We start from the raw sequence: 20,096 nt of genomic DNA on the forward strand, positions 1-20,096 counted from the left end.
CCGGGGATTGAGTGGCTGGCGGGAGCCGGCCAGAGAGGAGACGTTTTGAGGAAGAGCTACATAATACTGAAGCTGTTACAGAATCAGCGCGCCCGCAAGATCGCCCTGCAGGCCGTGAAGAGCCCGACCATGCGCCGGGCCGTTACGCGCGGCGTCAAGCACCAGTTGAGGCGCAGGCTACGCGGTAGAAGCTAGGTGCGCACCCGCGGTTTGGCGTGCCGGGTGTCGGGGTAAGGGCGGAGATGAATGAAGAAAAGGGGCCGACTAACCGCGGCCTCCTGGAGAACACTTTCCCAAAGGAGTAAGAGTTGGACATACTACGTCTCATACTTTCGATAATCATACCGCCGCTTGGAGTATTCTTGCAGGTTGGACTGGGAGGCCAGTTCTGGCTCAACGTCGTGCTAACGATCCTGGGGTATTTCCCCGGCCTCATACACGCCGTATACATAATCTTTACCCGGTAGCCGGGCCTTAATACTCAACCGGGGAGACTATGGAGCAGCGCGAGCGCCTCTCCACCATCGAGTGAGGTCCTGGCGCGCTCCAGAGGCTCTATTAGCATATCCTCTAGTGGTGGGGAGCCCGGCGTATCTCCGCCCGACATCCAGATCCTGAGGGCGGCGTTGTACAGGACCAGGTCCCGTAGAGGCCCCGGCTCTCCTTCCAGTAAGGCCCGCGCCGAATGTTCGTCCGTCTCTGCCGGCGGCGGAAGCTCGGAGCGCGGAACTTTCCCGAGGCCGAGCCTCTGCGGAGAAACGACGGTTTCCCGGATCTTCTCGCCTTCTATTACTACGAGAGCCGAGGTACCGTCCAGCGGGGCCTCGTCGGAGCCCTCTATCGCTTGGAATACGAGCGCCCGCTCCACGCCGAGTTGCACGAGGGCCCGCGGCATTGTCTCCAGGAAGGGTTGGCGGTGGGTCATGCCGACCATCATCGCCGAGCCCGTCACCGGGGAGACGAGCTTCTCGGAGACGTTGAGCGCCGTGCGCCGCGCCATCTCGCGCCGGAGCTGCAGCAGGCCGTGCAGCTCCGGCAGGTAGTGGGCGAGGCTCGTCGCCGCGAAGCCGCTCCTTGCGAGTGACTCGCCGGCCTCCTCGACCGTCTGCGGCACGCGGACTCCTAGCTTCCGTAACGTTCCGAAATTGGTGTAGCCCTCTTTTGGCGGCACGTCCTCGGAGCCGACGATGATGATGCGCGCGCCGGCGGCGGCCGCTACCAGCGAGGAGGCCGCGCCGAGGTTCAGGGTGCGCAGCTTGCCGTCGAAGCCGCCGGTGACGGTGAGCACCGGCTCCGGCGGCGCGGGTACCCGCCGCAAGAAGGAGCGCATGGCGCGGGAGGTGGCGGCGAGCTCGGAGGCGCTGTTGCCCTTGGCGCGCCCGACCATGAGAAAGCTCGCGGCCTGCGCCGGGCTGGCGACCCCGGCCAGCACCAGCTCCATCGCCTCCCGGCAGAGCTCCGGATCCAGGTCGGCCAGGCTGTCCGGACCGCGGGCGAGCGCCTTGAGGTACGGGGCGAACTCCCGCCAGCCCTCCGCGCTCCGGGTCTCGTCCGTCTCCCGCGCGGCTCCTGCGCCCAAATGACTCTACGCTCTGTTTAGAGGATCTGGAAAACTAGCGTCCACGAGGAATATATTATCGCGGACCTCTGCCGGGGAAGCGAGCGCCCGGAGGATCCGCCTGTAAGCGGGCCCCGGGCTGTGACCGCTACCCTACCTCGACCGCACCGTCCCGCACTGTCACGGCCATCCGCTGCCTTCGCGTTAACGGGCGGGCCGCCGGCCTATCAGGCGCGGTCCTGTATCGCGCCCGCGCCCGCCGCCTCCGCGCAGTGGGCGCAGCAGTAAGGCTGGCCTCCGGCCTCGACGCCGTGGCCCACGATTCGGACGCCACAGTGCGAGCAGGTGGGGGATAGGGCGTGTATGGCGCACTCGAAGCTGTCGAAGAAGCGCCCCTCTGACACGCCGGGCGTCCTCACCTCGAAAGCCTTGTCGTAATCGTTGCCGCAGACCTCGCAACGGGCCATCGTCTCACCTCCGGTAAGCTTGAACTCCGGTCATCCCGAGCACCTTGCAAGATGCCCTACTAGCGTGCGGTTACCCGTCGCCGGGGCCGGCTAAACGGTCATTTACGGTCATTGACTCTCTGTATAACTCCCGTGTAAGGCTTCCTGGGGTTCTACAGTGGGATTCGCCTAAAGCTAGAGAGCGGGTAGAGAGGCGAGCTACGACTCCCCGGCCCGCTCTCCAGTAGATAGGCTAGAAGCTAGCCTTCGAGAACGAAGGTGATCATGAGGTTCACCTTGTAGCCCGTTATCTGCCCGTTCTCGATGAGCACGTTCTGGTCCTTTACCCAGGCGCTCTCGACGTTGCGGAGGGTCTGGTTAGCCCTGTCTATGGCCTCCTTGATGGCGTCCTCGAACCCGCTCTGCGAGGTCGCGCTCAACTCGGTTACCCTGGCGACGCTCATACGGTCTCCTTTCCCTAGCTTTCTACTAACTTCATCCTACCCGTGTGGAACGCTGTGAAACCTGACGAAACGTGACGGAGCCCTGCTCCGGGCGGCCTCCGCTCTCGCGGGCGCGGGCCACGTAGCATGTAAAGAGTGCTTGTAGCATATACAATATTTTGATTGTATGCTGGTTATGATGGCTGCCGCGGGGCTCGTGCGGAGCGGGCTGCCGGGAGCGATTGGCGGGAGAGGGAGATCATGGCTGAGTCCACAGAATCTGCGGAGTTCATAGACTCGGGAGATTTCTCTTATCTGGTGGTGATCGGCTCCTCGGCGGGCGGGATAGAGGCCCTGTCGCGGGTGCTCGGCTCCCTGCCGGAGGACTTTCCCGCGCCGGTGGTCATAGCCCAGCACATGCACCCCGAGCGCGAGAGTCACCTGGAGGATCTACTGGCGCGCCAGAGCCGCCTACCGGTGGAGACCGTGCAGGATCACACCCCGCTCTCGGCCGGCACCGTGTTCGTGGTCCCGGCCGACCGGCACGCGAACGTGACCGACCGGGAGATAGAGGTACACGAGGACGGCCACGGCAGGCCCAAGCCCTCCATAGACCTGCTCTTGACGAGCGCAGCGGAGGTCTACGGCGAGAACCTCGTGGCCGTCATACTCTCCGGCTCGGGCTCTGACGGCACCGACGGCGCGCGGGCGGTCAAGAGGTCCGGCGGCACGGTGGTCGTGCAGGACCCCGAAAGCGCGGAGTTCTCCGGCATGCCCGCGTCGCTGGCCCCGAGCACGGTGGACATCGTGAGTGACCTGGACGGGATCGGCGGCCTGCTCTCCGACCTCCTCTCCGAGAGCAGGCTCGCAGAAAGCGCCGACAGTGGGGCGCGCAAGGACGAGGAGAGCGAGTTTACGGAGTTCCTCGAGGAGCTGCGGCGGAGCCGGGGCATAGACTTCTCCGAGTACAAGAGGCCGACCATCCGCCGCCGCCTGGCGCGGCGCTTCACCGCGACCGGCGTCGGGAGCCTGGGGGAGTACCGCCGCTACCTGGAAGAGAACCCCGGGGAGTACGCCAGCCTCATCAACACCTTTCTCATAAAGGTAACGGAGTTCTTCCGCGACCCGGAGCAGTTCGAGTATCTGAGGAGCGAGGTATTGCCCGGGCTCATAGAGGAGGCCCGGGAAAGCGGCGAGCAGCTCCGGCTGTGGTCCGCGGGCTGCGCAACCGGCGAGGAGGCCTACTCCCTGGCGATACTCGTCTCCGAGGCGCTGGAGCAGACTCTGGAGGAGACGTCCGGCCAGAGCCCGGCGAGCGTCTCGCAGCCCCCGGACGTGCGCATCTTTGCCACCGACCTCGACGGGGGCGCGGTGGATCACGCCCGGCGTGGCGTATACCCGGCCTCGGCGCTCTCGGCGCTTACCGGAGAGCAGGTCTCGCGCTACTTCGACCAGCTAGACGGCCTGTACTACGTAAAGCAGTTCGTACGGTCCATGCTCATATTCGGCGAGCACGACCTGGCCCAGCGCTCGCCGTTTCCGAGGCTCGACCTGGTCGTGAGCCGCAACGTCCTGATCTACTTCACCCCCGAGCTGCAGCGCCGCACGTTGCAGCTATTCGCCTTCTCCCTCAAGGACCGGGGATACCTGATGCTCGGCAAGGCGGAGAGTACCTCGCCGCTCCCGGAGTACTTCGCCTCCCTGGACCGCCAGTACAAGGTCTTCTACCGCGTGGGCGAGCGGTTCGTAATGCCGGCCTCCAGCATGTCCGAGGCCATGCCGAGCCTGCCAAAGAGACCCGCGCACGGCGGGCGCTCACTGCGGGCCCCGCAGCGCCGCCCGCAGGCGCAGAGCGGGGACGGCGAGCCGTCCGGGTCCGCGGCCCAGGCTGGGGAGCGGGCGCTGGCCCCGCTGCCGGTGGGTGTGATCTCCGTGGATAACAGCTACGACATCCACGCCATCAACCCCGCCGCGAGGCGGCTGCTCTCGGTGCACGGCTCCGCTATCGGCGAGGATCTGCTGCACCTGGTCCGGGAGGCTCCCTACGAAGAGCTGCGCACGGCCATAGACTACGCCTTCCGGGAGGGCCAGCCTGCGTCCACGGGCGAGTTCGAGGTGGAGGAGGTCACCACCGGAGAGTCCCGCACCCTGGACATGACCTGCCATCCCCCCGGCACCGGCAGCCCCGGTGTCCCAAAAGACGCTGGTGCCGCGGACACCGCATATAACCAAGAGACCGTTGCTCCCGGCCAGACGGTGATCATCCTGATCGAAGACGTTACGCACTACGCCCGCAGCAGGCGCGAACTGCGGCAGAGACTCGACTCGGCAGAGACGGAGCTCGCGGAGTACCGCCAGCGGGCCGAGCAGGAGTCCGGGCGCCAGCGGGAGCAGAACGGTCGTCTGGTGGAGGGCAACCGGCAGCTGGAAGCCTCCAACAGAGAGCTCCGGCGCGCCGTCGAGGAGCTGCGCGCCGCCAACGAGCAGTACCAGCTCTCCACCGAGGAGGCTCAGGCCTCCTCCGAGGAGGTAGAGACGCTGAACGAGGAGCTCCAGGCCACCAACGAGGAGCTGGAGACGGTCAACGAGGAGCTCCAGGCGACCGTCGAGGAGCTCAACACCACCAACGAGGACCTCCAGAACCGGAGCGCGGAGCTGCAGGAGATCTCCCGGGAGCGCGAACGGGAGCAGAAGCGGATGCGGACGCAGCTACAGAAGCAGGTGCAGACGGTCCTTGAGAGCGTCTCCGAGCCGATGCTCGTGGTAGAGTCCTCGGGCCGGGCCACGCTCACCAACGAGGCCTATCGTCACACCTTCGGCGCGAAGGGCTGCGTCGCGACCGACGACTCCGGCTCGGAGCTGCCCGGGGAGGAGACGCCCCAGAGCCGGGCCACCAGAGGCGAGAGCTTCACCGCCACTCTCATGTCCGCTTGCGATGACGGCACGCGGCGCCGCTTCGAGGCCAGGGGGGAGCCCGTGGGCGACGACGAGCAGCGGGGAGGGCTCGTGGTCTTCCGCGAGCTCCCGGACCATGAAGACCATGATCCGGACGGCACGCGGCAAGAGTAGCTGGACAGGGGAAAAGTAGCCGAGGAGCAGCCGAGGAGCAGGGCCTACCCTTGCCCGGAGACGCGCTCCAGCGCCTCCGGGTCGGCGACGTGTATGTAACGGTCCCGGATCTCTAAGTGGCCCTCTCTCCTGAGCTCCAGCAGGGCGTTGGTGACCGCAACCCGGCCCGCTCCGACCATCGCGGCGAGCTCGGCGTGGGTGTAGGGGGTGGGTATGCGGTACCCCTCCCGGCCCACGACCCCTTCGCTCCAGATCAGGGCCAGCACCAGCCCGGCCATCCGGCCCCGCACGCTCTTGCGTCCCAGGTCCGCCAGCCTGTCGGCGTACACCGAAAGCCTTTCGGAGAGAGACTCCACGAGCCTCATCCCGATCTCGGGCTCGTGCCGCACCAGCCGCCGGAGCTGTTCGGGGCTGACCAGGGCCGCCGTCGAGGGCTCCAGGGTGCGCGCGTACACCCCCTGTAGCTGCTGGGCCGTGAGCGTCCCCTCCGCCGACAGCGCACCCGCGTCCACTATGGAGAGCGTGAGTTCCTTTCCGGCGGCGACCTTGTAGATCCTGACCCTCCCTTCAAGGAGCAGCAACAACGGCCCCCCGCGCCGCGCCGGGGTGTGAAAGAGCTGATCGTTTCTGAGGTGCATCGTGGGCGTCCTGCGGGCGAACCTCTCAAGCTCCTCCGCCGACAACGGCTCCAGAACATCCACCATGGATAAAAGCCGCACCTTCTGCCGTAGCGCCATCTCCTCCGCTGCGGCGTTGCGGTACCCGCCGGGCTCTGAATTGATATTCATAACTGTATTCTAAACTACAAAATGCCGGGGGGGGGTAGATCGGTCCCTATATAGTGTTGAATCTGGCGCTTCGGAGAGCAATATGTAGCCAGGTGGTCCGTCCTCACGGGTAAAGCTTCCAGGGCTTCCGGAGTTTTTGGGGAGCGTGTCCGGTAGCGGGGCCACCCGCCGGTTGGGTCCTGGAGACCACCAACTGGGGGCCGGCCGGAGTGCGGGGAGCGTGCAGGCTCGGGTCTTGGCGGATCTGTTGGACCTCGGTGATACGAGAACGGGAGGCGTGGTGGACGCTTCACGGAGGAGTAACTCTAAGACACTCGGCACGAACGGCGAGAGCTTGATAGGTGGGGTCCGGGTCAAGTTCCAGGGTGTGGACGAGAAGAGAAACCACCAACGTACAGGGCACTGGGAAGGAGAGACATGGTTAACCCCGAGATCTTCGAGGCTTCTGACGCTTTCAAAACTTTCGATGTGGACGATACGGAGCTTATGGCGGGGGCTCACGAGGCTTACGGGCGCGCCATAAACGCCATGAAATCCCCCCACGGCCCGGATGCCCCGGACGAAAGGCGATTGAGTCCCAGCTACTGGGTGGTCTGCACCCCGCGGGAGCGTCTACCCGACCCCAGCGAGGTGCTGTGCGTGACGGGCGGTCGCGGAGAGGGCATCGAGGACGGGGCCGGAGCCCGCCGGGCACTCGCGGTGTTCAGCTTCAGAGAGGAGGCGGAGGCGTTCCGCAGGCTCCGCTCCCGGGGGCGGGGTCTCCGGATCAGGGAGCTCGACGGCGGGGAGCTCATATCCGTGCTCTACGGTCAGTGGGGCGGCCTGGGCCGAGTCGCCCTGGACCCCGTGCCGGAGGCCGAGCATCACGTCGCGGACCGCCTGGTCATCGTTAGCCGGGAGGAGTTCGTGAAGCTGCTCGTGAGCCGGGTGAGGTTCCCCGTTCCATCCCCCCCCGGTGGACCAACCGGCGTCGCGTAATTAAAGGACCGTAGAGGAGACCGTGAAAGGAGGCTGTGAGGCTCATGGGCGCGGAAACGGAGACTAACGATCATCTCTCCAGGGTCGAGACGACCGGGTTCTCGGCCCCGGTCGGCAGGGTTGCGGACGGGTCTCCCGTGGTAGAGGTTCGCGGAGAGGTAGACCTCGCCACCGTACCCGAGCTACTCAGGGGCATAGGCGTGGCCTGTTCCCGGCTGGACGGGCAGCCGGTCGCGTACGTGGACCTCAGAGAGGCGGAGTTCATAGACGTCTACGGGGTCCGCACCCTCGTCGAGCAGGCACAGGCCATGTGGGAGCTCGGAGGAGAGCTGCGCCTGGTGGTGCCGCAGGGAGGCCCGGTGACCCGCGCTTTCGGCCTGCTAGAGGTCGAGCGGGTGCTGGAGCTGTACCACGATACGGTTATCCCCGGTGGACCGGCTGACTCGTGACCGTAGAGATGGATGGAGACATGGTTGCAGAGAGCGACCGTCAACGGCTGGGGGAGCGCTACATGCAGGTGGAGCGCAAGGAGATCGCGGACCGTAGAAACGGCGAGCTCGCCCGGGTGCTCGGCCCCGCGCTGCCCGGAGAGTCGCAGGAGGAGCTGGGCCGTCTCGCCCGCGAGGACCGGGAGAAGGCCGAGGAGGGGCTCGCCGAGCTCCGGGACGGCGAAGAGGTCTGGTACAAGCCCGTGGAGGAGCTCACCCGCCGGGACCGGGCGGCCAGGATAGAGGCGCAGAGGAAGCGTCTGGAGTGGGTGCAGGGACGTCTCAAGAGCTCGTCTCCAAAGAATCCGCAACGATGAAGAGGTATGAGAGCCCCGGTCACTCGCGCCGGGGGTGTCGGGGGCTCCTTGCAGAGGCTACCGGCGCCGGAGCGTCGGGCGTGAAAGGAGTGAAAGGAGTGAAAGGGGTGAAAAGATGGAACGGACGTCATTCAACCGCCGATGGAGCGGTGCCGGGGGCGCCGTTTGCGCGGCAAGTCCGGCGAGGAGGTGGGTAGGGTCATGACGACCTCGCCACGAAGCACGGGAGAACCGTCCGGGTCCCGTCCGGGCACTTTACCCGAGGTTCTGCGGACTCCTTACGGGCTCGTCGTCAAGGACGTGGCGGGGGGTAACTATCCCCGGCGGAGCGTCCTCCAGCCCACGGTGCTTTCGCTACGGCTCCCGGAGGGCAAGGCGCTGCCCGTGTTCGGCTCCGGGCCGGAGGCCAAGCGGTTTGCGGAGGCCTGGAACGAGCGGCTGCGGTACGAAGGGGCGTCGCCGGCGGGCGCGCACGAGGGGTGGCGGGGCCGGGTTACCGGCGCCGGAGAGCTGATCTCGCTGCTCTCGGGGAGCGAGTTCTCGGCGGGGCCGTGCGATGGGGTAGACAGGGTCGTCTTCGACCCGCCCGTGGAGGCCATCCCGGCTATCAGGGGAGGACGCGGCCCGTACCGCGCCGGTGCCCTGCCCCGCGGCGTAAGCCGCGCCCGCTTTCTGGAGACTCTCATGGGCCGGGGAAAGGCCTGGTTCGAAGGCTCGCGCGGGAGTTAGCTCGTATCCGACTCGTACTAGCAAAGCGCAAGGTGACTGGAAAGGAGACGGGATGAAGAACCCGTTCAGAGGGATCGTGGACCAGATCACGGAGAACAACCGGATCATGGAGCAGTGGATGGCCGGTTACTCGACCGGTGGGGAGCGTCAACGGAGCTACGAGGACGCTTGGGCGCCGACGACCGACATCTTCCTGAGGGATAACGGGGATCTGGTGGTGCTGGCCGAGCTCCCCGGAGTCCGCAGGGAAGAGGTGGATCTCAGCCTCTCGGACGGGGATCTGACCATCTTCGGCGAGAAAGAGGGCCAGGAGGAGGGCGTCCGGTACTACACGGCCGAGCGGTACACCGGCTCCTTCCGGCGTCACATAAGCCTCCCGCACGGCCTCGACGAGGACAGAATAAGCGCCGCTTTCGAGGGCTGCACGCTAAAGATCGTCATACACGATTACTCGGATCTCCTCGAAGAGAAGCAGCTCGATATCGAGACCCCGGAGGACTGATGTGGTCCGGGGCATCCGACCCTGACCGGCCCTAACCGACCGTCGTCCGGCGGGCGAGGTCAAGAGACCCAGAAGAATCACGAAAGAAGCTAAAAACAGCGCCCGATCCAAGAGCGCAACGAGTGCACATCCGGGGAGGAGCAGGAGCGTGACCCACGAAGAAGCCGCGGACCTGATGGATACCAGGCTGGACGGAAGCCACCGGGACGGGCACGGCTCCCCGCAGACCTTGCCAAGAGCGGCGTCGGGAACATCTCTAGCACCTCTAAAGTCTCTAAAAGATACGGAGTGCGGCCGGCTGGCCGCGATGATCGAAGAGCTCGAGTTGCCTACCACCAGAAGACGCTTCGTGCCCGGAGACGTCGTCTACCAGGGCCGGGAGCCCGAAGACGGGCTGTACATACTGACCGAGGGTATCTTGAGCGTCAGTGACCTCCTGCCCGGTGGCAAGAGCTTTACGACCAGGATGCTCACCGTCTCCGACACCTTCGGCCGCCTGAATCCTACCGACCCGGAAGAGACGCTGACCGTCCCCTCGACGGATGCCGCGTTCTATGCCGGCTACGTCGAGGCCAGCGCCACGGCTCTCACGGACTCCGAGATCCTCAAGGTGCCCAAGGCGCTTTTGCGCCGGGCGCTGCGCCTGTCGCCGGAGGCGGCGCTGTCGCTGGCAACGCTAACAGAGCTCAGGCTGGCCGAGCAGGAAAGGCTCGTGCGGGTCCTGTCTTCGCGCCGGACCGAGTCCAGGCTCGCGGGACTTCTACCCCTGCTAGCCGAGAAGTTCTCCAGGGGAGACGGCGGAGATGGCGGAGAGGGTGCCGTGATCATGCTGCGCCTGACGCACCAGGACCTTTCCGACATGATCTCTACCACGCGTGAGTCGGTCACCAAGGCCATATCGGACCTGCAGGCCCGCCAAGCCATAGGCTACTCCCGAGGTCTCATAGTCCTGCTGGATCCGGAAAAGCTCCGGTACGCCGCCACCGGCTGATCAGACGTTGACCAGACGTGACGGAAACCCGCAATTGGGGCTTTATCTCCAGCGCGAGATATCCTGGCTCGTAGGGCTGTGCAAAGAGGCAAGCTTTACCCGCGAGGGTGCGAGCATCATGCGTATCCTGTCCGAGATGGAGCGCCAGGGCGAGCTGCGCGAAGACGACAAGCGGCACGCGCTGGAGGTCGCAGAGCACGTGCGGTACGTGGAGCTTCTGGAGCCCTCGCCGGAGACCTTGCAGAGGAATACGAAGTAATAGTCCGACTACCTACACGGCCGGGCGGTACTCCGGCTCCTCCCGGCGCACCGTGAACCTGTCCGACGGCCTGGACGAAGACAGGCTGGACCGCCACTCCGAAGATTGTCTACCCGGGGCCGCCGTCCGCGACTGCCCGGAGACCCTGCAAGCGGAGCGGAGCGAGTCCGGGAACGCATAGAGTGTACCGGACGCGGGCCCGGGATCTTTACGGACCGGCGAGGCCGGACGTAGTGCGGGTTGCCAGGTCGCGCACGACCGCGAACGTGGATCCCGTCTCGCGGTACACCTGTAGCTGGCGGACGGACTCGGGGACGTCCTCTAGCAGCCTTTGCGCGCCGGAGAGGTCGCGTTCCGTCTCGGCCTCGAGCCACTCTACGAGTGACTCCACGGCGCGGCGGGTCTGTACAGCCTCGCCGCGTCCGGGGTCCAGGAACTCGCCGTACAGCCCGTACTGCTGGGCGCTCCACTTGTTCTCCTCGATCTCGCGCACCGGGAGTATCGGGCGGGGCTCGCCGGAGTCGTATTCTGCGAGGATGCGATCGCAGAGGGCTGCCGTGAGGATTATCAGGGCCTCGTTACGGGCCGCGTCGGTCTGGGCGTCGAAGGCCCGGATCTCCATCGTGCCGAGGACGGGGTGGGGGCGGACGTCCCACCAGATCTCACCGAGCTTGGCTATCCGGCCCGTCTGGTACAGGAGGTCCAGGTGCTCGGTGTAGCGGAACCAGTTGGCGAAGGCTTCGGGGAGCCCGGCTCGCGGCACGCCCCGGGAGAACACGAAGGCCCTGGCGGAGTGCTGGTCCACGAGCTCGTTCTGCCAGAACGGGGAGTTGGCCGAGAGCGCCAGGAGGTGCGGCACGTACTCCCGCAGGCGGTTGTAGAGGTAGATCGCCCGCTCCCTGCCGCCGACGGAGTAGTGGACGTGCAGGGAGAAGGTGTTGTTGCGCCGGATGAGCCAGCCCAGCTTCTCTTTCAATCGCTGGTAGTGGGGCTGGTCGATGATCTCCTGCTCCCGGAAGTCCCCGATGGGATGGGTGCCGCTGGCCCCGAGCAGGCGGCCGAGGCCGTCCGCGTAGCCGGCGAGGGCTCGCCGGCGGCTAACGAGGTCCCCCGCCACGCCACCGGGAGCGGGGTGGACGCCGGAGTTTGACTCTATCTCGCAGTCTATGAGCTCGCCCGAGAAGTCGCCCTCCGGGGCGTCGGCCAGGATCTCCTGCGCCCCGCCCGCGAGCTTGCCGGAGCCGGGGTCGGCGAGCCACAACTCCTCTTCGGCCCCGAGCATCGCCTCCGGCGCGCCGGTCTCGTAGGCGTCCTCCGGGATCAGGCTCTTACCTTCGGCCATCATCTCCGGCTATCCTGTCTCGTGTCATCGCTTTCCTCGCTTAGCTCTTTTAGATCTTTTTAGAACTTTAGATCTCGCCGTAGGCCTTTTCTCCCGCCGTGACCGCCACCGGCAGGTGGTTCTCCGGCGGGGGGAGCGGGCAGTCCCACAGCGGATTGTAGGCGCAGGAGGGATTGTAGGCGTAGTTGAAGTCCACGACGAGGCCCCCGGCCTCCGCGCCGAGGTCGGCGTGCTTTATCGTGTCGAGCACGTAGCGGCCGCCGCCGTAGCTCTCGCGGCCGCTGGTGGCGTCCCGGAACGGCAGCAGGAGCCCGCCGCCGTAGCCCTCGATCCAGAAAAGTGAGAGCGAGACCTCCGCGCCGCCGAGCTCGAAACCCACCCGCCCGAACCGGCGCAGCCGGGTCGTGCCGTCCCCGTCGAGGTCCAGCGCGAGCGTCTCGGGCTCCGCCTCTTCCACCCGGAGCGTGTAGCGCAGCGCGGGGTCGTAGGGATGGTAGTCGAGCCCCTGGAAACCCGCGCGATCCTCCTCCGGCAGCGGCGACTGTGAATGGTGGCGGAAAAGCTCGTCCCTCTCCCGACGGAACTCCGTGAGCCGGGCCGCCTCGTCCCGTTCGGGGGAGCAGGCGCGGGCGTACATCTCCGCGACGCGGCGGCGGTAGTCGAGAAGCTGTTCGTAGTCGGACACTGTGACGGTCTTCCTCCTCCGGGGTGGGATGGTGGACGAGACGTATAACCTGCTGCCGGGACCTTGGCGCGTGGTTAGAATATCCGATAACCGACGACGCGGCCCGTACGGCCCGTACGGCGCACCGGAACACCGAGAGGTTCGAGAAGTTCGAGAGGAGGCGCATGACGCCAGGAGTTGGAGACAGGGCCCCGGAGTTCAGCCTGCCGGCGGACGACTGGAGCAACGAGGTCTCTCTGTCGGAGCTCAACGCCGGCGGGCCGGTGGTGCTGTTCTTCTACCCCGGTGACTGGTCCAGCGTGTGCAGCGACCAGCTCGGGTTCTTGCAGGCCAGCCTGGAGCTGTTCTCCCAGCGCGGAGCCTCCGTGGCCGCCGTGAGCGCCGACTCCCCCTGGTCGCACCGGGCCTTCGCCGAGCAGCGCGGCATCACGTTCCCGCTGCTTTCCGACTTCCGGGGGGACGCGCTCTCGGAGTACGGGGTCCAACACGAGCGGGGCTTCCCCGAGAGGGCGTACTTCGTCATAGACTCGGAGGGTGTGATCCGCACCCGCCGGGTTGAGGACTCTCCGGGGGAGCAGCCGCCGCTGAACGAGGTGCTCGCCGACCTGGACGAGGCCCTCTAGGCCGGGAGGAGGAGCTTGCAACGAGGCGAGGGCAGAGCCGATAGACCCAACAAGCCAGCGCCGGTTCCGGCCCCGGTGATCGCGGCCTGCGTCACGACGACGCTGACCCTGGTGTACAGCGCGCCCACGCCCGGCGTCGGGTCGCGCTACGCGGACACCGGGACGTCGCACGAGTCCCGGATGCTCTCCGCCGTGCCCGCCCGCGAGGCGCTCTCCAGCCTCGCCTCGGACGGTAGCGCCGCGGGCGGCGTGGGCGAGGCCGTGCTAGAGGCGGTGCGGGGCGCGCTGCTCCTGGGGGCCGACGCCGGGCAGCGGGCGGCCGCCATGCTCGCCCCGCTCGTGAGATCCGCCGCCACGGGCGAGGCCGCGAGCCGGGTGCTCTCGCGTCTCGGGGCCTCCGAGGTCTCGCCGTTTGCGCGGGCGCTGGATCTCGCGGGGGACCCCGGGCCGCTCAGGGGCGCCCTGAGCCTTGCGCTCGGGGGCTCGGGCGAGGCCCGGGAGACCACGCTGCGCGAGGTGATGCGCTTTACCGCCTCCCGCGACCCGCTCGCCCGCGAGTACGCCCGCGACTACGAGGTGACCCGGGGCCTCGCCGAGCCCGCGCTGCTCGGTTCGCTCTCCCGCGCCGAATCCGCCCGGGCCTCGCTGGTGCAGTCCTACCTGGAGGTGCTCTCCGAGGTTCCCGACCTCGACGTTGCGCGCCGGGCCGGGCGGCAGGAGGCCGAGGACGTCTCGCGCATGGCCCGGGGCGCGCTCAAGTCCGGCGGCGCGCACTCCCGGCGCGGGCTGCAGGCCGTACAGAACCTGGACGGCATACTCCGCGCCGACTCCCGACTCTCGCCCACGGCGACGGAGCCGTACGTGATCCCGGCCGCGTTCCTGGTCTCTCTCGCCTACGGACCCGACGCCCTCGTCGGCCGCCTGCGGCCCGCAACCGGCGGCTGAAGTTCGGGCGCCGGGTCCGGCAAGAGGCCCTCGTAAGGGGCGTAAGAAGCGTAAGAAGTTTCCCCGGTTCCCGGAGGCGGTTCGGTTAGAATCCAACCGTAGTCCGGCTGAGCGGCGCGAGACGCGCGGAGCGCGCAAGAGTAAGCGAAGTCTCTCAGGAGAGGAGGCCCGGTAGGGTGAAGGCGCTAGTAATAGTGGGGCACGGGTCCCACCTCAACGGAGACTCCAGCCTGCCCGTGTACGAGCACGCACGGCGTATCCGAGAAGAGTTTCCCGAGGAGTACGACGAGGTCGTCGAGTGCTTCTGGAAGGAGGAGCCCTCGATGCGGCACGTGCTGAACACCATCGAGTCCGAGGAGGTCTACGTCGTGCCGGCGTTCATCTCCGAAGGGTACTTTACCCAGCAGGTGATACCGCGCGAGCTCGGGCTTGACGGCGAGGTAACGCACCGCGGCGGCAAGACGATACGCTACGCCGGGCCCTTGGGGACCTTCGATCTGATGGCGGACGTGATCCTGGAGCGCACGGCGGATCTGATGCGGGACAAGAGCCCGGAACCGGGAGAGACAGAGCTCGTCCTGCTCGGCCACGGCACGGATATGAACAAGAACTCCAGCGGCGTCATCTACCTCAACGCGGAGCGTATCCGCGAGCGCGGCGGCTACGACGAGATCGGGGTCGGGTTCCTGGATCAGGAGCCAGAGATCAAGGGCGTAGTGGAGGCCTCCGACGCGGCCAACCTCATCGTGCTCCCGGTCTTTATCGCCGATGGCTGGCACACCCGCGAGACCATCCCCGAGGACCTCGGCCTCACCGGGGAGGTGACCCGGCTGCCGGGAGACGCAGGTGAGACGGAGAAGACGGTGTTCTACGGCGCGCCCGTGGGCACTCATCCCTCGATGGCGGGGCTCATCGCCGCCCGGGCGCGGGCCCTCGCCCCGGAAGGATCGGGAAGTTCGGGAGATTCTGGAAACTCGCAAGAACGGGAGCCGTTTGCATCCGGCGTCTCCTGATCCCGCCCGGACCCGGCCCCTCGCCCGGAGGGCCCGGGAGGCGTTCTCCGCCTGGGTCTCCGAGGAGCCGGCCGGCAGGGTCTTCGCCCAGGTCCTCATCCGGCGCGTCGAGCCGGACGAGACCCCTTCAGGCCCGACCGGCGGCGGCTACGAGCTGCGGCACGCCGACGACGTGGACCGCCTACCCCGGGAGCTGAACACGTACGAGGACCCGCGCCAGGCGCGGGAGATAGCCAAGCTAACCGAGACGGGGGAGTACCGGCCGCTGAAAAGCGCCCCGAACCTCCGCCGGGGCTGGCTGCTCCGGCTCGCCGACGAGGAGGGGCTGTCGGCGGCGATGGGCTATCTCTACCCGGCGGCGGTGGTCCACTGGTACCTGGAGCGCGCCGGGGAGTTGCAGATAACGAGCTACCGTGAGAACGCCGCCCGGCAGACCGGCATCTACCAGCGCATCCAGAGCCTCTCGGACGCGGGGGTGAAGAGGGCGGCGCGGGCTTGCTGCGAGGACTCCGTGTGCCTCAAGAGAACCCTGTGGGACGTGGACGAGCACGTGCCGCTGGACATGGACCGGGGCGGCGGCGAGATACCTTGCCCAGAGCCGTGCAGCGTGTTCGTCTCCTTCGCCCGGCGCGTAAGGGCCTTCGAGCGTGAGGAGGAGCGTGATCTGGCCGACTCTACCGACCTTACCGCCAGCGAGCGCGGGGACCTCGCCGCCCTCGTGGAGGCCGCCTCCACCGGCGACGTGCGGCTCGCCCGCGAGGCAGAGTTCGAGGAGCCGCTAAACGAGCGCCGCATGCGCTACCGGAGCCAGACCCTGACCCCCAAGCTCCAGCCGCCCGGCGACGAGGGGGATGGCGAGTAGGAGGCGCGCCAGGGGACACGCCCGGAGGGCATGACCACACCGGCCAACGACGCCCACCTGGTGCAGCTCGTACGCGGGGCCCTGGGCCGTGACCCGCGCACCAGGAGCCTGCCCCGGGTAAACGTAAGCTCCTGCAAGCTCGTCGTCACGCTTCACGGTAGTCTCACCGCGGAGCAGGGCCGGGCGGTACGGGAGGTCGTGAGCGGTGTGGACGGGGTCGAGGGTATAGTATGCAAGCTGTAGCGGGCTGCGGAGCGGGCCCCGGAGCCGCCAGGGGAGGCTGGAGAATTTTCGCTTGCCGCGTTAGGCTGTGGCTGGCCTGTAGCGTGTTTCTCCCGGAGCGGTATCGGGTACTCCTCGTGAAAGAGCCGAAACGCAGCGAAAAGCAGCGAAAACGAGTAGGGTAAGGCGAGACCAGAGAGATGGAGGAAGTTCTATGGCACGGAGCCAGCTAGTAAGTAACAGGACGAAGGCCAGGGTGGCGCGGAAGGCCGCGCCGTACGCGCTCAAAGGCGGCGCAAAGGCGGCGAAGCTCGGTGGCCGTCACGCCGTACGAGGCGCGAAGGCGGAGGCGAAGCTCGCCAGCAAGGCGTTGAGCTCCAGCGAGCCGAAGTCGGCGCGTTATCTCAAGTACGGACTGTTTGCCGTGGCGGGGCTTGCCGTGGGCAGCCTGCTGGGCCGCTCGGGAGGCGGCCGGGGTGGGACCTCCTCCTCCTTTAGCGGGGGCACCGGCATGCACAACCCCGAGTCGGGCAGCCCGGCCGCCCAGCGGGGCCAGACCTGGGGCTCCGGCTCGCAGGTTGGATCCGCGGGCGGGGCCTCCGGGGCCGCCAACTACCAGACCCCGGGTGAGGCGAACACTATCGGCGCCGACCGCGACTTCTCCGATCCGGCCGCCGGACCCCTAGTAGGCGAGGAAGGACATCCCGAGATGGACATGACGGAGCGGAACCAGATCATCGAGCAGAGGATTCGCACGGGTATCGGGGAGCAGGTGGATACAGAGGGCCTGCCCAAGATAAACGTCGAGGTCAACGACGGCGTCGTGGATCTGCGCGGCCCCGTGCCCTCGGAGGACGTTAAGCAGACCATAGAGAGTGTCGCCACCGCCACGGACGGCGTCCGTGAGGTCAGAAACGAGCTTACGGTGGCCGACGTCTAGCTTGCACCGCAAGGTGTTTTCTGCGCTTTCTGGAGCCCCGGGTTTTGCCCGGGGCTTTTCTATGTCCGCTCCCAACCCGTGTATCTTGTATATATATGCCTCCCCGCAAAGAGCGGAGGGGGAGCGGCCGTGGCCCGGGACCTCCTAGAGCCCGGGCTTTCGCTCGTCTTCTGCGGCTATAACCCGTCGCTCTCGTCCGGCGCCACCGGGTATCACTATGCCCACCGGTCGAACCGGTTCTGGAAGGTTCTCTCGGAGGCCGGCATCACGGACCGGGAGTATTCGCCGGAGCAGGACGTGGAGCTTCTGGAGCGGGGGATAGGATTTACCAACCTGGTCTCCCGCCCGACGCGCCGGGCCGACGAGCTGCAACGGGAGGAGATAAGAGCAGGAGCCGCCGAGCTCCGCCAGAGGCTCTCCGAGTACCGGCCCCGGGCGGTAGCCTACACGGGGATCGGCGTCTACCGGCTGTTCGTATCCACCCGGAAGGTCGAGTGGGGGCTGCAACCCGGGAGCGCCGTGCCGGGCGTCACGGACGTGGTCGTGCCCTCGCCGTCCGGCCTGAACCGCATGAGCCTGCCCGAGCTGGTGGATCATTACCGTCCGCTACGGAGGTTTCTGGAGTAGCCCCGGCGCGGCCGGGATGGTCCGCACGGCGCCCGGTAACGTATACGGAGTATGGCTGCGGAGCACCGGAAGCGGGGAAGCGAGGTAGTTTCTCATGGGAGATAAAAGGCACCAGGGGAGTCTAGCGCGGCGGGCCCTCGGGCCGCTGCTAGCGCTCGTGCTCGTAGCGGGGATGGCCGGGGCGTGCGGCGGGTCCGGGAGCACCGGCGGTGGCCAGCAGGGCGGCGGGGACTCGGGTGGATCCGAGGTCTCTACAGGCTCCGGCGGTCAGATGTACCCGGACATCCTGGAGGCCGAGCTCCGGGGCGGAGGCGGGGATGAATACACCCTCTCCGTGACCGTATCCTCCCCCTACGACTCTCCCGAGAGATACGCGGACGGCTGGCGGGTGCTCGACCAGGAGGGCGAGGTGCTCGGTAAGCGCGAGCTGATGCACGACCACGCCGGCGAGCAGCCCTTTACCCGCACCCAGAGCGGCCTCCGGATACCGGAAGGGGTGGAAAGGATAACGGTCGAGGGCCGGGACCTCGAAAACGACTACGGCGGCGAGACCGTTACCATCCCGGTGGAAGGCGGTTAGAGGGTGGTTAGGGTTTAGCCGCGCACCATCTCCAGGACCATGTCCCGGTTGTGCTCCAGGGTCTCCCGGTCGTTGGCCTCGACGTTCAGGCGTAGCAGAGGCTCGGTGTTCGAGGGCCGGAGGTTGAACCACCAGGTCCCGAGGTCCACGGTCAGGCCGTCCAGGTGGTCTATCTTCGCGCCCTCCGCCTCGGCGAAGTATCCCTCTATCTCATCCATCTTGGCCCCCTGGTCGGAGACCTCGGAGTTGATCTCGCCGGAGCGCACGTAGGGGTCTATGGGGGAGATCAGGTTCGACACCGGCCCGTCCTGGGCGGCGACCAGCTCCGCGAAGGTCAGCATGGCGATGGTCCCGGAGTCGGCGAAGTAGTTGTCCCGGAAGTAGAAGTGCCCGGAGTGTTCACCGCCGAAAGCGGCGTCGTGCTGGCGCATCTGGGGCTTGATAATGGAGTGGCCGACGCGGCTGCGGATCGCCTGCCCGCCCTCGCTCCACACGAGCTCGGGTAGCGCCCGGGAGCAGATGGCGTTGTAGATGATCGTGGCCTCGGGCTCTTTCATCAGGATGTTCTTGGCGACGAGGGTGGCGACGAGGTCACCCGAGATGACCTGCCCCTTCTCGTCCACGATGAACACCCGGTCGGCGTCGCCGTCGAAGGCGGCCCCGAAGTCCGCGCCTTCTGAGACCACCCGTTCCTGGAGCTCGCGGACGTTCTCCGGCTCTATGGGGTTCGGGGCGTGATTCGGAAAGGAGCCGTCCAGCTCGAAGTACATCGGCACGTACTCGAACGGCAGGCCCTCGAAGATCGGGGGCAGCATCTTTCCGGCCATGCCGTTACCGGCGTCCACCACTATCTTCAGTGGTCTCTCTAGGCTCTCCCGGTCTATGAACGAGAGGCAGTGGCGGGCGTACTCCTGGGTGATGTCGCTCTTCTCCACGGAGCCCGCGAACTCCGCCGGGCCGGGCATCCTGCCCGACTTTATGAGGTCCCGGATCTGGTATATCCCCTCGTCGCCGGAGAGGGCTATGGCGTCCTCGCGGCAGAGCTTGAAGCCGTTGTGATCCTGAGGGTTATGGGAGGCGGTTATCATGGCCCCGCCCGGCTCCTCCAGGTGCCCGACGGCGAAGTACAGCGCGTCCGTGGAGACCAGGCCAAGATCCAGCACGTCCGCCCCGGAGCCGGTCACCCCCTCGATAAACGCCTCTTCCAGCGGCTCCCCGGAGAGCCGCATGTCGCGGGCGACTATTACCCGGGAGCCCGAGAGCCCGAGGTAGTTGACGAAGGCCCGGCCTATATCCCGGGCTACGCCCTCGTCCAGGGTGTCCCCGTAGACGCCCCGGATGTCGTAAGCCTTGAATATCGACTCGTCGATCATCTCTGTCTCTCTACCTCCGGCTTACTCGGCACTTATTACCCGGCGCTCGCTGGCACGTCGCCGCGCCGCCTGGTATCGCGTCTCCGGTACAATATCTCTTTATGGCCTCTCTTGCAGCCTTTTTCGTCTCCTGCGGCGCTTTTCGTGCAACCCGTGGGGGACGCTCCGGCCGCTCCGCTGCGGGGCGCTGAACTGGGACCCCGGGCCACCAGGCTGGCCGCCGTCTTCTACGGCCTCATGGTGGTCGCCGCGGCGCTGTGGAGCGGGCTCCGGGGGCGGGGGCTGCCGCTTCTGGGCGACGCTCCTGTGGCGGGGG

Annotated in this window: 26 protein-coding genes; 19 read left to right on the plus strand and 7 right to left on the minus strand. The window is 67.0% G+C overall.

The features are described from left to right. Positions 1-45 precede the first annotated feature (45 nt). Together ABD53_RS17340 and ABD53_RS16710 are read left to right on the plus strand one after the other, a co-directional pair. Entirely contained in the window at positions 46-195 is a 150-nt protein-coding gene (locus ABD53_RS17340; RefSeq protein ID WP_160309708.1) for a hypothetical protein, read from the plus strand. Between the two features lie 113 nt (positions 196-308). Next, a complete protein-coding gene (locus ABD53_RS16710) occupies positions 309-467 on the plus strand; it encodes a YqaE/Pmp3 family membrane protein (protein ID WP_047866471.1) in 159 nt (52 codons plus the stop codon). Between the two features lie 14 nt (positions 468-481). Here the strand turns inward: ABD53_RS16710 and ABD53_RS14160 are convergent, their stop codons facing one another. From ABD53_RS14160 to ABD53_RS14170, 3 genes are all read right to left on the minus strand, one after another. Next, positions 482-1,579, minus strand: coding sequence for an anthranilate phosphoribosyltransferase (locus ABD53_RS14160; RefSeq protein ID WP_047866472.1), 1,098 nt, complete (start codon positions 1,577-1,579; stop codon positions 482-484). A gap of 206 nt (positions 1,580-1,785) precedes the next feature. Then, positions 1,786-2,025 (minus strand): hypothetical protein, encoded by a 240-nt coding sequence (locus tag ABD53_RS14165; protein WP_047866473.1) that lies wholly within the window; start codon positions 2,023-2,025, stop codon positions 1,786-1,788. Between the two features lie 239 nt (positions 2,026-2,264). Beyond that, positions 2,265-2,468: a dodecin family protein gene (locus ABD53_RS14170; RefSeq protein WP_047866474.1), complete on the minus strand. Its 204-nt coding sequence runs from the start codon at positions 2,466-2,468 to the stop codon at positions 2,265-2,267. Positions 2,469-2,708: 240 nt separating this feature from the next. On the opposite strand from ABD53_RS14170, the gene ABD53_RS14175 reads away from it, so the two are divergent. Continuing rightward, positions 2,709-5,516, plus strand: coding sequence for a chemotaxis protein CheB (locus tag ABD53_RS14175; protein WP_047866475.1), 2,808 nt, complete (start codon positions 2,709-2,711; stop codon positions 5,514-5,516). A 44-nt stretch (positions 5,517-5,560) separates the two neighbouring features. Here ABD53_RS14175 and ABD53_RS14180 read toward each other — a convergent pair whose 3' ends face one another. Then, positions 5,561-6,304, minus strand: coding sequence for a Crp/Fnr family transcriptional regulator (locus ABD53_RS14180; RefSeq protein WP_084709716.1), 744 nt, complete (start codon positions 6,302-6,304; stop codon positions 5,561-5,563). 417 nt (positions 6,305-6,721) lie between these two features. Here ABD53_RS14180 and ABD53_RS14185 point away from each other — a divergent pair, with 417 nt between their 5' ends. The 8 genes from ABD53_RS14185 (at position 6,722) to ABD53_RS17850 (ending at position 10,749) form a co-directional block, all read left to right on the plus strand. Next, positions 6,722-7,282 carry a hypothetical protein gene (locus ABD53_RS14185; RefSeq protein WP_047866477.1) on the plus strand — a complete coding sequence of 187 codons (561 nt, stop codon included), beginning with the start codon at positions 6,722-6,724 and terminating at the stop codon, positions 7,280-7,282. Positions 7,283-7,326: 44 nt separating this feature from the next. Beyond that, positions 7,327-7,731: an STAS domain-containing protein gene (locus tag ABD53_RS16225; protein ID WP_053058116.1), complete on the plus strand. Its 405-nt coding sequence runs from the start codon at positions 7,327-7,329 to the stop codon at positions 7,729-7,731. A 20-nt stretch (positions 7,732-7,751) separates the two neighbouring features. Further along, positions 7,752-8,087: a hypothetical protein gene (locus ABD53_RS14195; RefSeq protein WP_152670792.1), complete on the plus strand. Its 336-nt coding sequence runs from the start codon at positions 7,752-7,754 to the stop codon at positions 8,085-8,087. Positions 8,088-8,252: 165 nt separating this feature from the next. Next, positions 8,253-8,816, plus strand: a complete 564-nt coding sequence (locus ABD53_RS14200) for a hypothetical protein (RefSeq protein ID WP_047866479.1) — start codon at positions 8,253-8,255, stop codon at positions 8,814-8,816. Between the two features lie 52 nt (positions 8,817-8,868). Continuing rightward, positions 8,869-9,318, plus strand: a complete 450-nt coding sequence (locus ABD53_RS14205; RefSeq protein ID WP_047866480.1) for an Hsp20/alpha crystallin family protein — start codon at positions 8,869-8,871, stop codon at positions 9,316-9,318. Between the two features lie 148 nt (positions 9,319-9,466). Then, positions 9,467-10,309, plus strand: coding sequence for a Crp/Fnr family transcriptional regulator (locus ABD53_RS14210; RefSeq protein ID WP_047866481.1), 843 nt, complete (start codon positions 9,467-9,469; stop codon positions 10,307-10,309). A 7-nt stretch (positions 10,310-10,316) separates the two neighbouring features. Next, the gene (locus tag ABD53_RS14215; RefSeq protein WP_152670793.1) at positions 10,317-10,568 is read left to right on the plus strand and encodes a hypothetical protein; all 252 of its coding nucleotides are present in this window, start codon (positions 10,317-10,319) and stop codon (positions 10,566-10,568) included. Positions 10,569-10,620: 52 nt separating this feature from the next. Then, complete coding sequence (locus ABD53_RS17850; protein ID WP_268778295.1) at positions 10,621-10,749, plus strand: hypothetical protein; 129 nt, start codon at positions 10,621-10,623, stop codon at positions 10,747-10,749. A gap of 27 nt (positions 10,750-10,776) precedes the next feature. On the opposite strand, the gene ABD53_RS14220 is transcribed toward ABD53_RS17850, so the two are convergent. Then, the gene (locus tag ABD53_RS14220; RefSeq protein ID WP_053058117.1) at positions 10,777-11,913 is read right to left on the minus strand and encodes a carboxylate-amine ligase; all 1,137 of its coding nucleotides are present in this window, start codon (positions 11,911-11,913) and stop codon (positions 10,777-10,779) included. Positions 11,914-11,977: 64 nt separating this feature from the next. Then, positions 11,978-12,595, minus strand: coding sequence for a DUF1684 domain-containing protein (locus ABD53_RS14225; protein WP_047866483.1), 618 nt, complete (start codon positions 12,593-12,595; stop codon positions 11,978-11,980). Between the two features lie 164 nt (positions 12,596-12,759). Between ABD53_RS14225 and ABD53_RS14230 the strand changes: the two genes are divergently transcribed. The 8 genes from ABD53_RS14230 to ABD53_RS14265 all read left to right on the plus strand — a co-directional run bounded on the left by ABD53_RS14230 (position 12,760) and on the right by ABD53_RS14265 (position 18,407). Further along, entirely contained in the window at positions 12,760-13,218 is a 459-nt protein-coding gene (locus ABD53_RS14230; protein ID WP_047866484.1) for a redoxin domain-containing protein, read from the plus strand. A 15-nt stretch (positions 13,219-13,233) separates the two neighbouring features. Beyond that, positions 13,234-14,163, plus strand: a complete 930-nt coding sequence (locus ABD53_RS14235; protein WP_084709717.1) for a triphosphoribosyl-dephospho-CoA synthase — start codon at positions 13,234-13,236, stop codon at positions 14,161-14,163. Positions 14,164-14,339: 176 nt separating this feature from the next. Next, positions 14,340-15,176 (plus strand): CbiX/SirB N-terminal domain-containing protein, encoded by an 837-nt coding sequence (locus tag ABD53_RS14240; protein ID WP_047866486.1) that lies wholly within the window; start codon positions 14,340-14,342, stop codon positions 15,174-15,176. Continuing rightward, positions 15,157-16,038, plus strand: a complete 882-nt coding sequence (locus ABD53_RS14245) for a DR2241 family protein (protein ID WP_053058118.1) — start codon at positions 15,157-15,159, stop codon at positions 16,036-16,038. Before ABD53_RS14240 ends, ABD53_RS14245 begins: the two co-directional genes overlap by 20 nt. A gap of 30 nt (positions 16,039-16,068) precedes the next feature. Continuing rightward, positions 16,069-16,281 (plus strand): BON domain-containing protein, encoded by a 213-nt coding sequence (locus tag ABD53_RS14250; protein ID WP_047866487.1) that lies wholly within the window; start codon positions 16,069-16,071, stop codon positions 16,279-16,281. A gap of 193 nt (positions 16,282-16,474) precedes the next feature. Continuing rightward, positions 16,475-17,200, plus strand: a complete 726-nt coding sequence (locus ABD53_RS14255; protein WP_084709719.1) for a BON domain-containing protein — start codon at positions 16,475-16,477, stop codon at positions 17,198-17,200. 129 nt (positions 17,201-17,329) lie between these two features. Then, on the plus strand, positions 17,330-17,827 hold the full coding sequence (gene mug / locus ABD53_RS14260) for a G/U mismatch-specific DNA glycosylase (RefSeq protein ID WP_047866489.1): 498 nt from the start codon (positions 17,330-17,332) through the stop codon (positions 17,825-17,827). Between the two features lie 94 nt (positions 17,828-17,921). Further along, the gene (locus ABD53_RS14265; RefSeq protein WP_053058119.1) at positions 17,922-18,407 is read left to right on the plus strand and encodes a hypothetical protein; all 486 of its coding nucleotides are present in this window, start codon (positions 17,922-17,924) and stop codon (positions 18,405-18,407) included. Between the two features lie 14 nt (positions 18,408-18,421). On the opposite strand, the gene ABD53_RS14270 is transcribed toward ABD53_RS14265, so the two are convergent. Then, positions 18,422-19,780 carry a phosphomannomutase/phosphoglucomutase gene (locus ABD53_RS14270; RefSeq protein WP_047866490.1) on the minus strand — a complete coding sequence of 453 codons (1,359 nt, stop codon included), beginning with the start codon at positions 19,778-19,780 and terminating at the stop codon, positions 18,422-18,424. Between the last annotated feature and the right edge of the window lie 316 nt (positions 19,781-20,096).

It is taken from the genome of Rubrobacter aplysinae, from assembly GCF_001029505.1.
In the GTDB taxonomy this organism is placed as follows: Bacteria; Actinomycetota; Rubrobacteria; order Rubrobacterales; family Rubrobacteraceae; genus Rubrobacter_A; species Rubrobacter_A aplysinae.

What these genes read in the sequence shown, in the direction of transcription:
- ABD53_RS16225 (WP_053058116.1), top strand. Translation starts at nt 7,327, where the DNA reads ATGGGCGCGGAAACGGAGACTAACGATCATCTCTCCAGGGTCGAGACG.
- ABD53_RS14255 (WP_084709719.1), top strand. Translation starts at nt 16,475, where the DNA reads ATGGCACGGAGCCAGCTAGTAAGTAACAGGACGAAGGCCAGGGTGGCG.
- ABD53_RS14165 (WP_047866473.1), bottom strand. Translation starts at nt 2,025, where the DNA reads ATGGCCCGTTGCGAGGTCTGCGGCAACGATTACGACAAGGCTTTCGAG.
- ABD53_RS14170 (WP_047866474.1), bottom strand. Translation starts at nt 2,468, where the DNA reads ATGAGCGTCGCCAGGGTAACCGAGTTGAGCGCGACCTCGCAGAGCGGG.
- ABD53_RS14205 (WP_047866480.1), top strand. Translation starts at nt 8,869, where the DNA reads ATGAAGAACCCGTTCAGAGGGATCGTGGACCAGATCACGGAGAACAAC.
- ABD53_RS14220 (WP_053058117.1), bottom strand. Translation starts at nt 11,913, where the DNA reads ATGATGGCCGAAGGTAAGAGCCTGATCCCGGAGGACGCCTACGAGACC.
- ABD53_RS14230 (WP_047866484.1), top strand. Translation starts at nt 12,760, where the DNA reads ATGACGCCAGGAGTTGGAGACAGGGCCCCGGAGTTCAGCCTGCCGGCG.
- ABD53_RS14175 (WP_047866475.1), top strand. Translation starts at nt 2,709, where the DNA reads ATGGCTGAGTCCACAGAATCTGCGGAGTTCATAGACTCGGGAGATTTC.
- ABD53_RS14195 (WP_152670792.1), top strand. Translation starts at nt 7,752, where the DNA reads ATGGTTGCAGAGAGCGACCGTCAACGGCTGGGGGAGCGCTACATGCAG.
- ABD53_RS14250 (WP_047866487.1), top strand. Translation starts at nt 16,069, where the DNA reads ATGACCACACCGGCCAACGACGCCCACCTGGTGCAGCTCGTACGCGGG.
- ABD53_RS14185 (WP_047866477.1), top strand. Translation starts at nt 6,722, where the DNA reads ATGGTTAACCCCGAGATCTTCGAGGCTTCTGACGCTTTCAAAACTTTC.
- ABD53_RS14270 (WP_047866490.1), bottom strand. Translation starts at nt 19,780, where the DNA reads ATGATCGACGAGTCGATATTCAAGGCTTACGACATCCGGGGCGTCTAC.
- ABD53_RS14180 (WP_084709716.1), bottom strand. Translation starts at nt 6,304, where the DNA reads ATGAATATCAATTCAGAGCCCGGCGGGTACCGCAACGCCGCAGCGGAG.
- ABD53_RS14265 (WP_053058119.1), top strand. Translation starts at nt 17,922, where the DNA reads ATGGGAGATAAAAGGCACCAGGGGAGTCTAGCGCGGCGGGCCCTCGGG.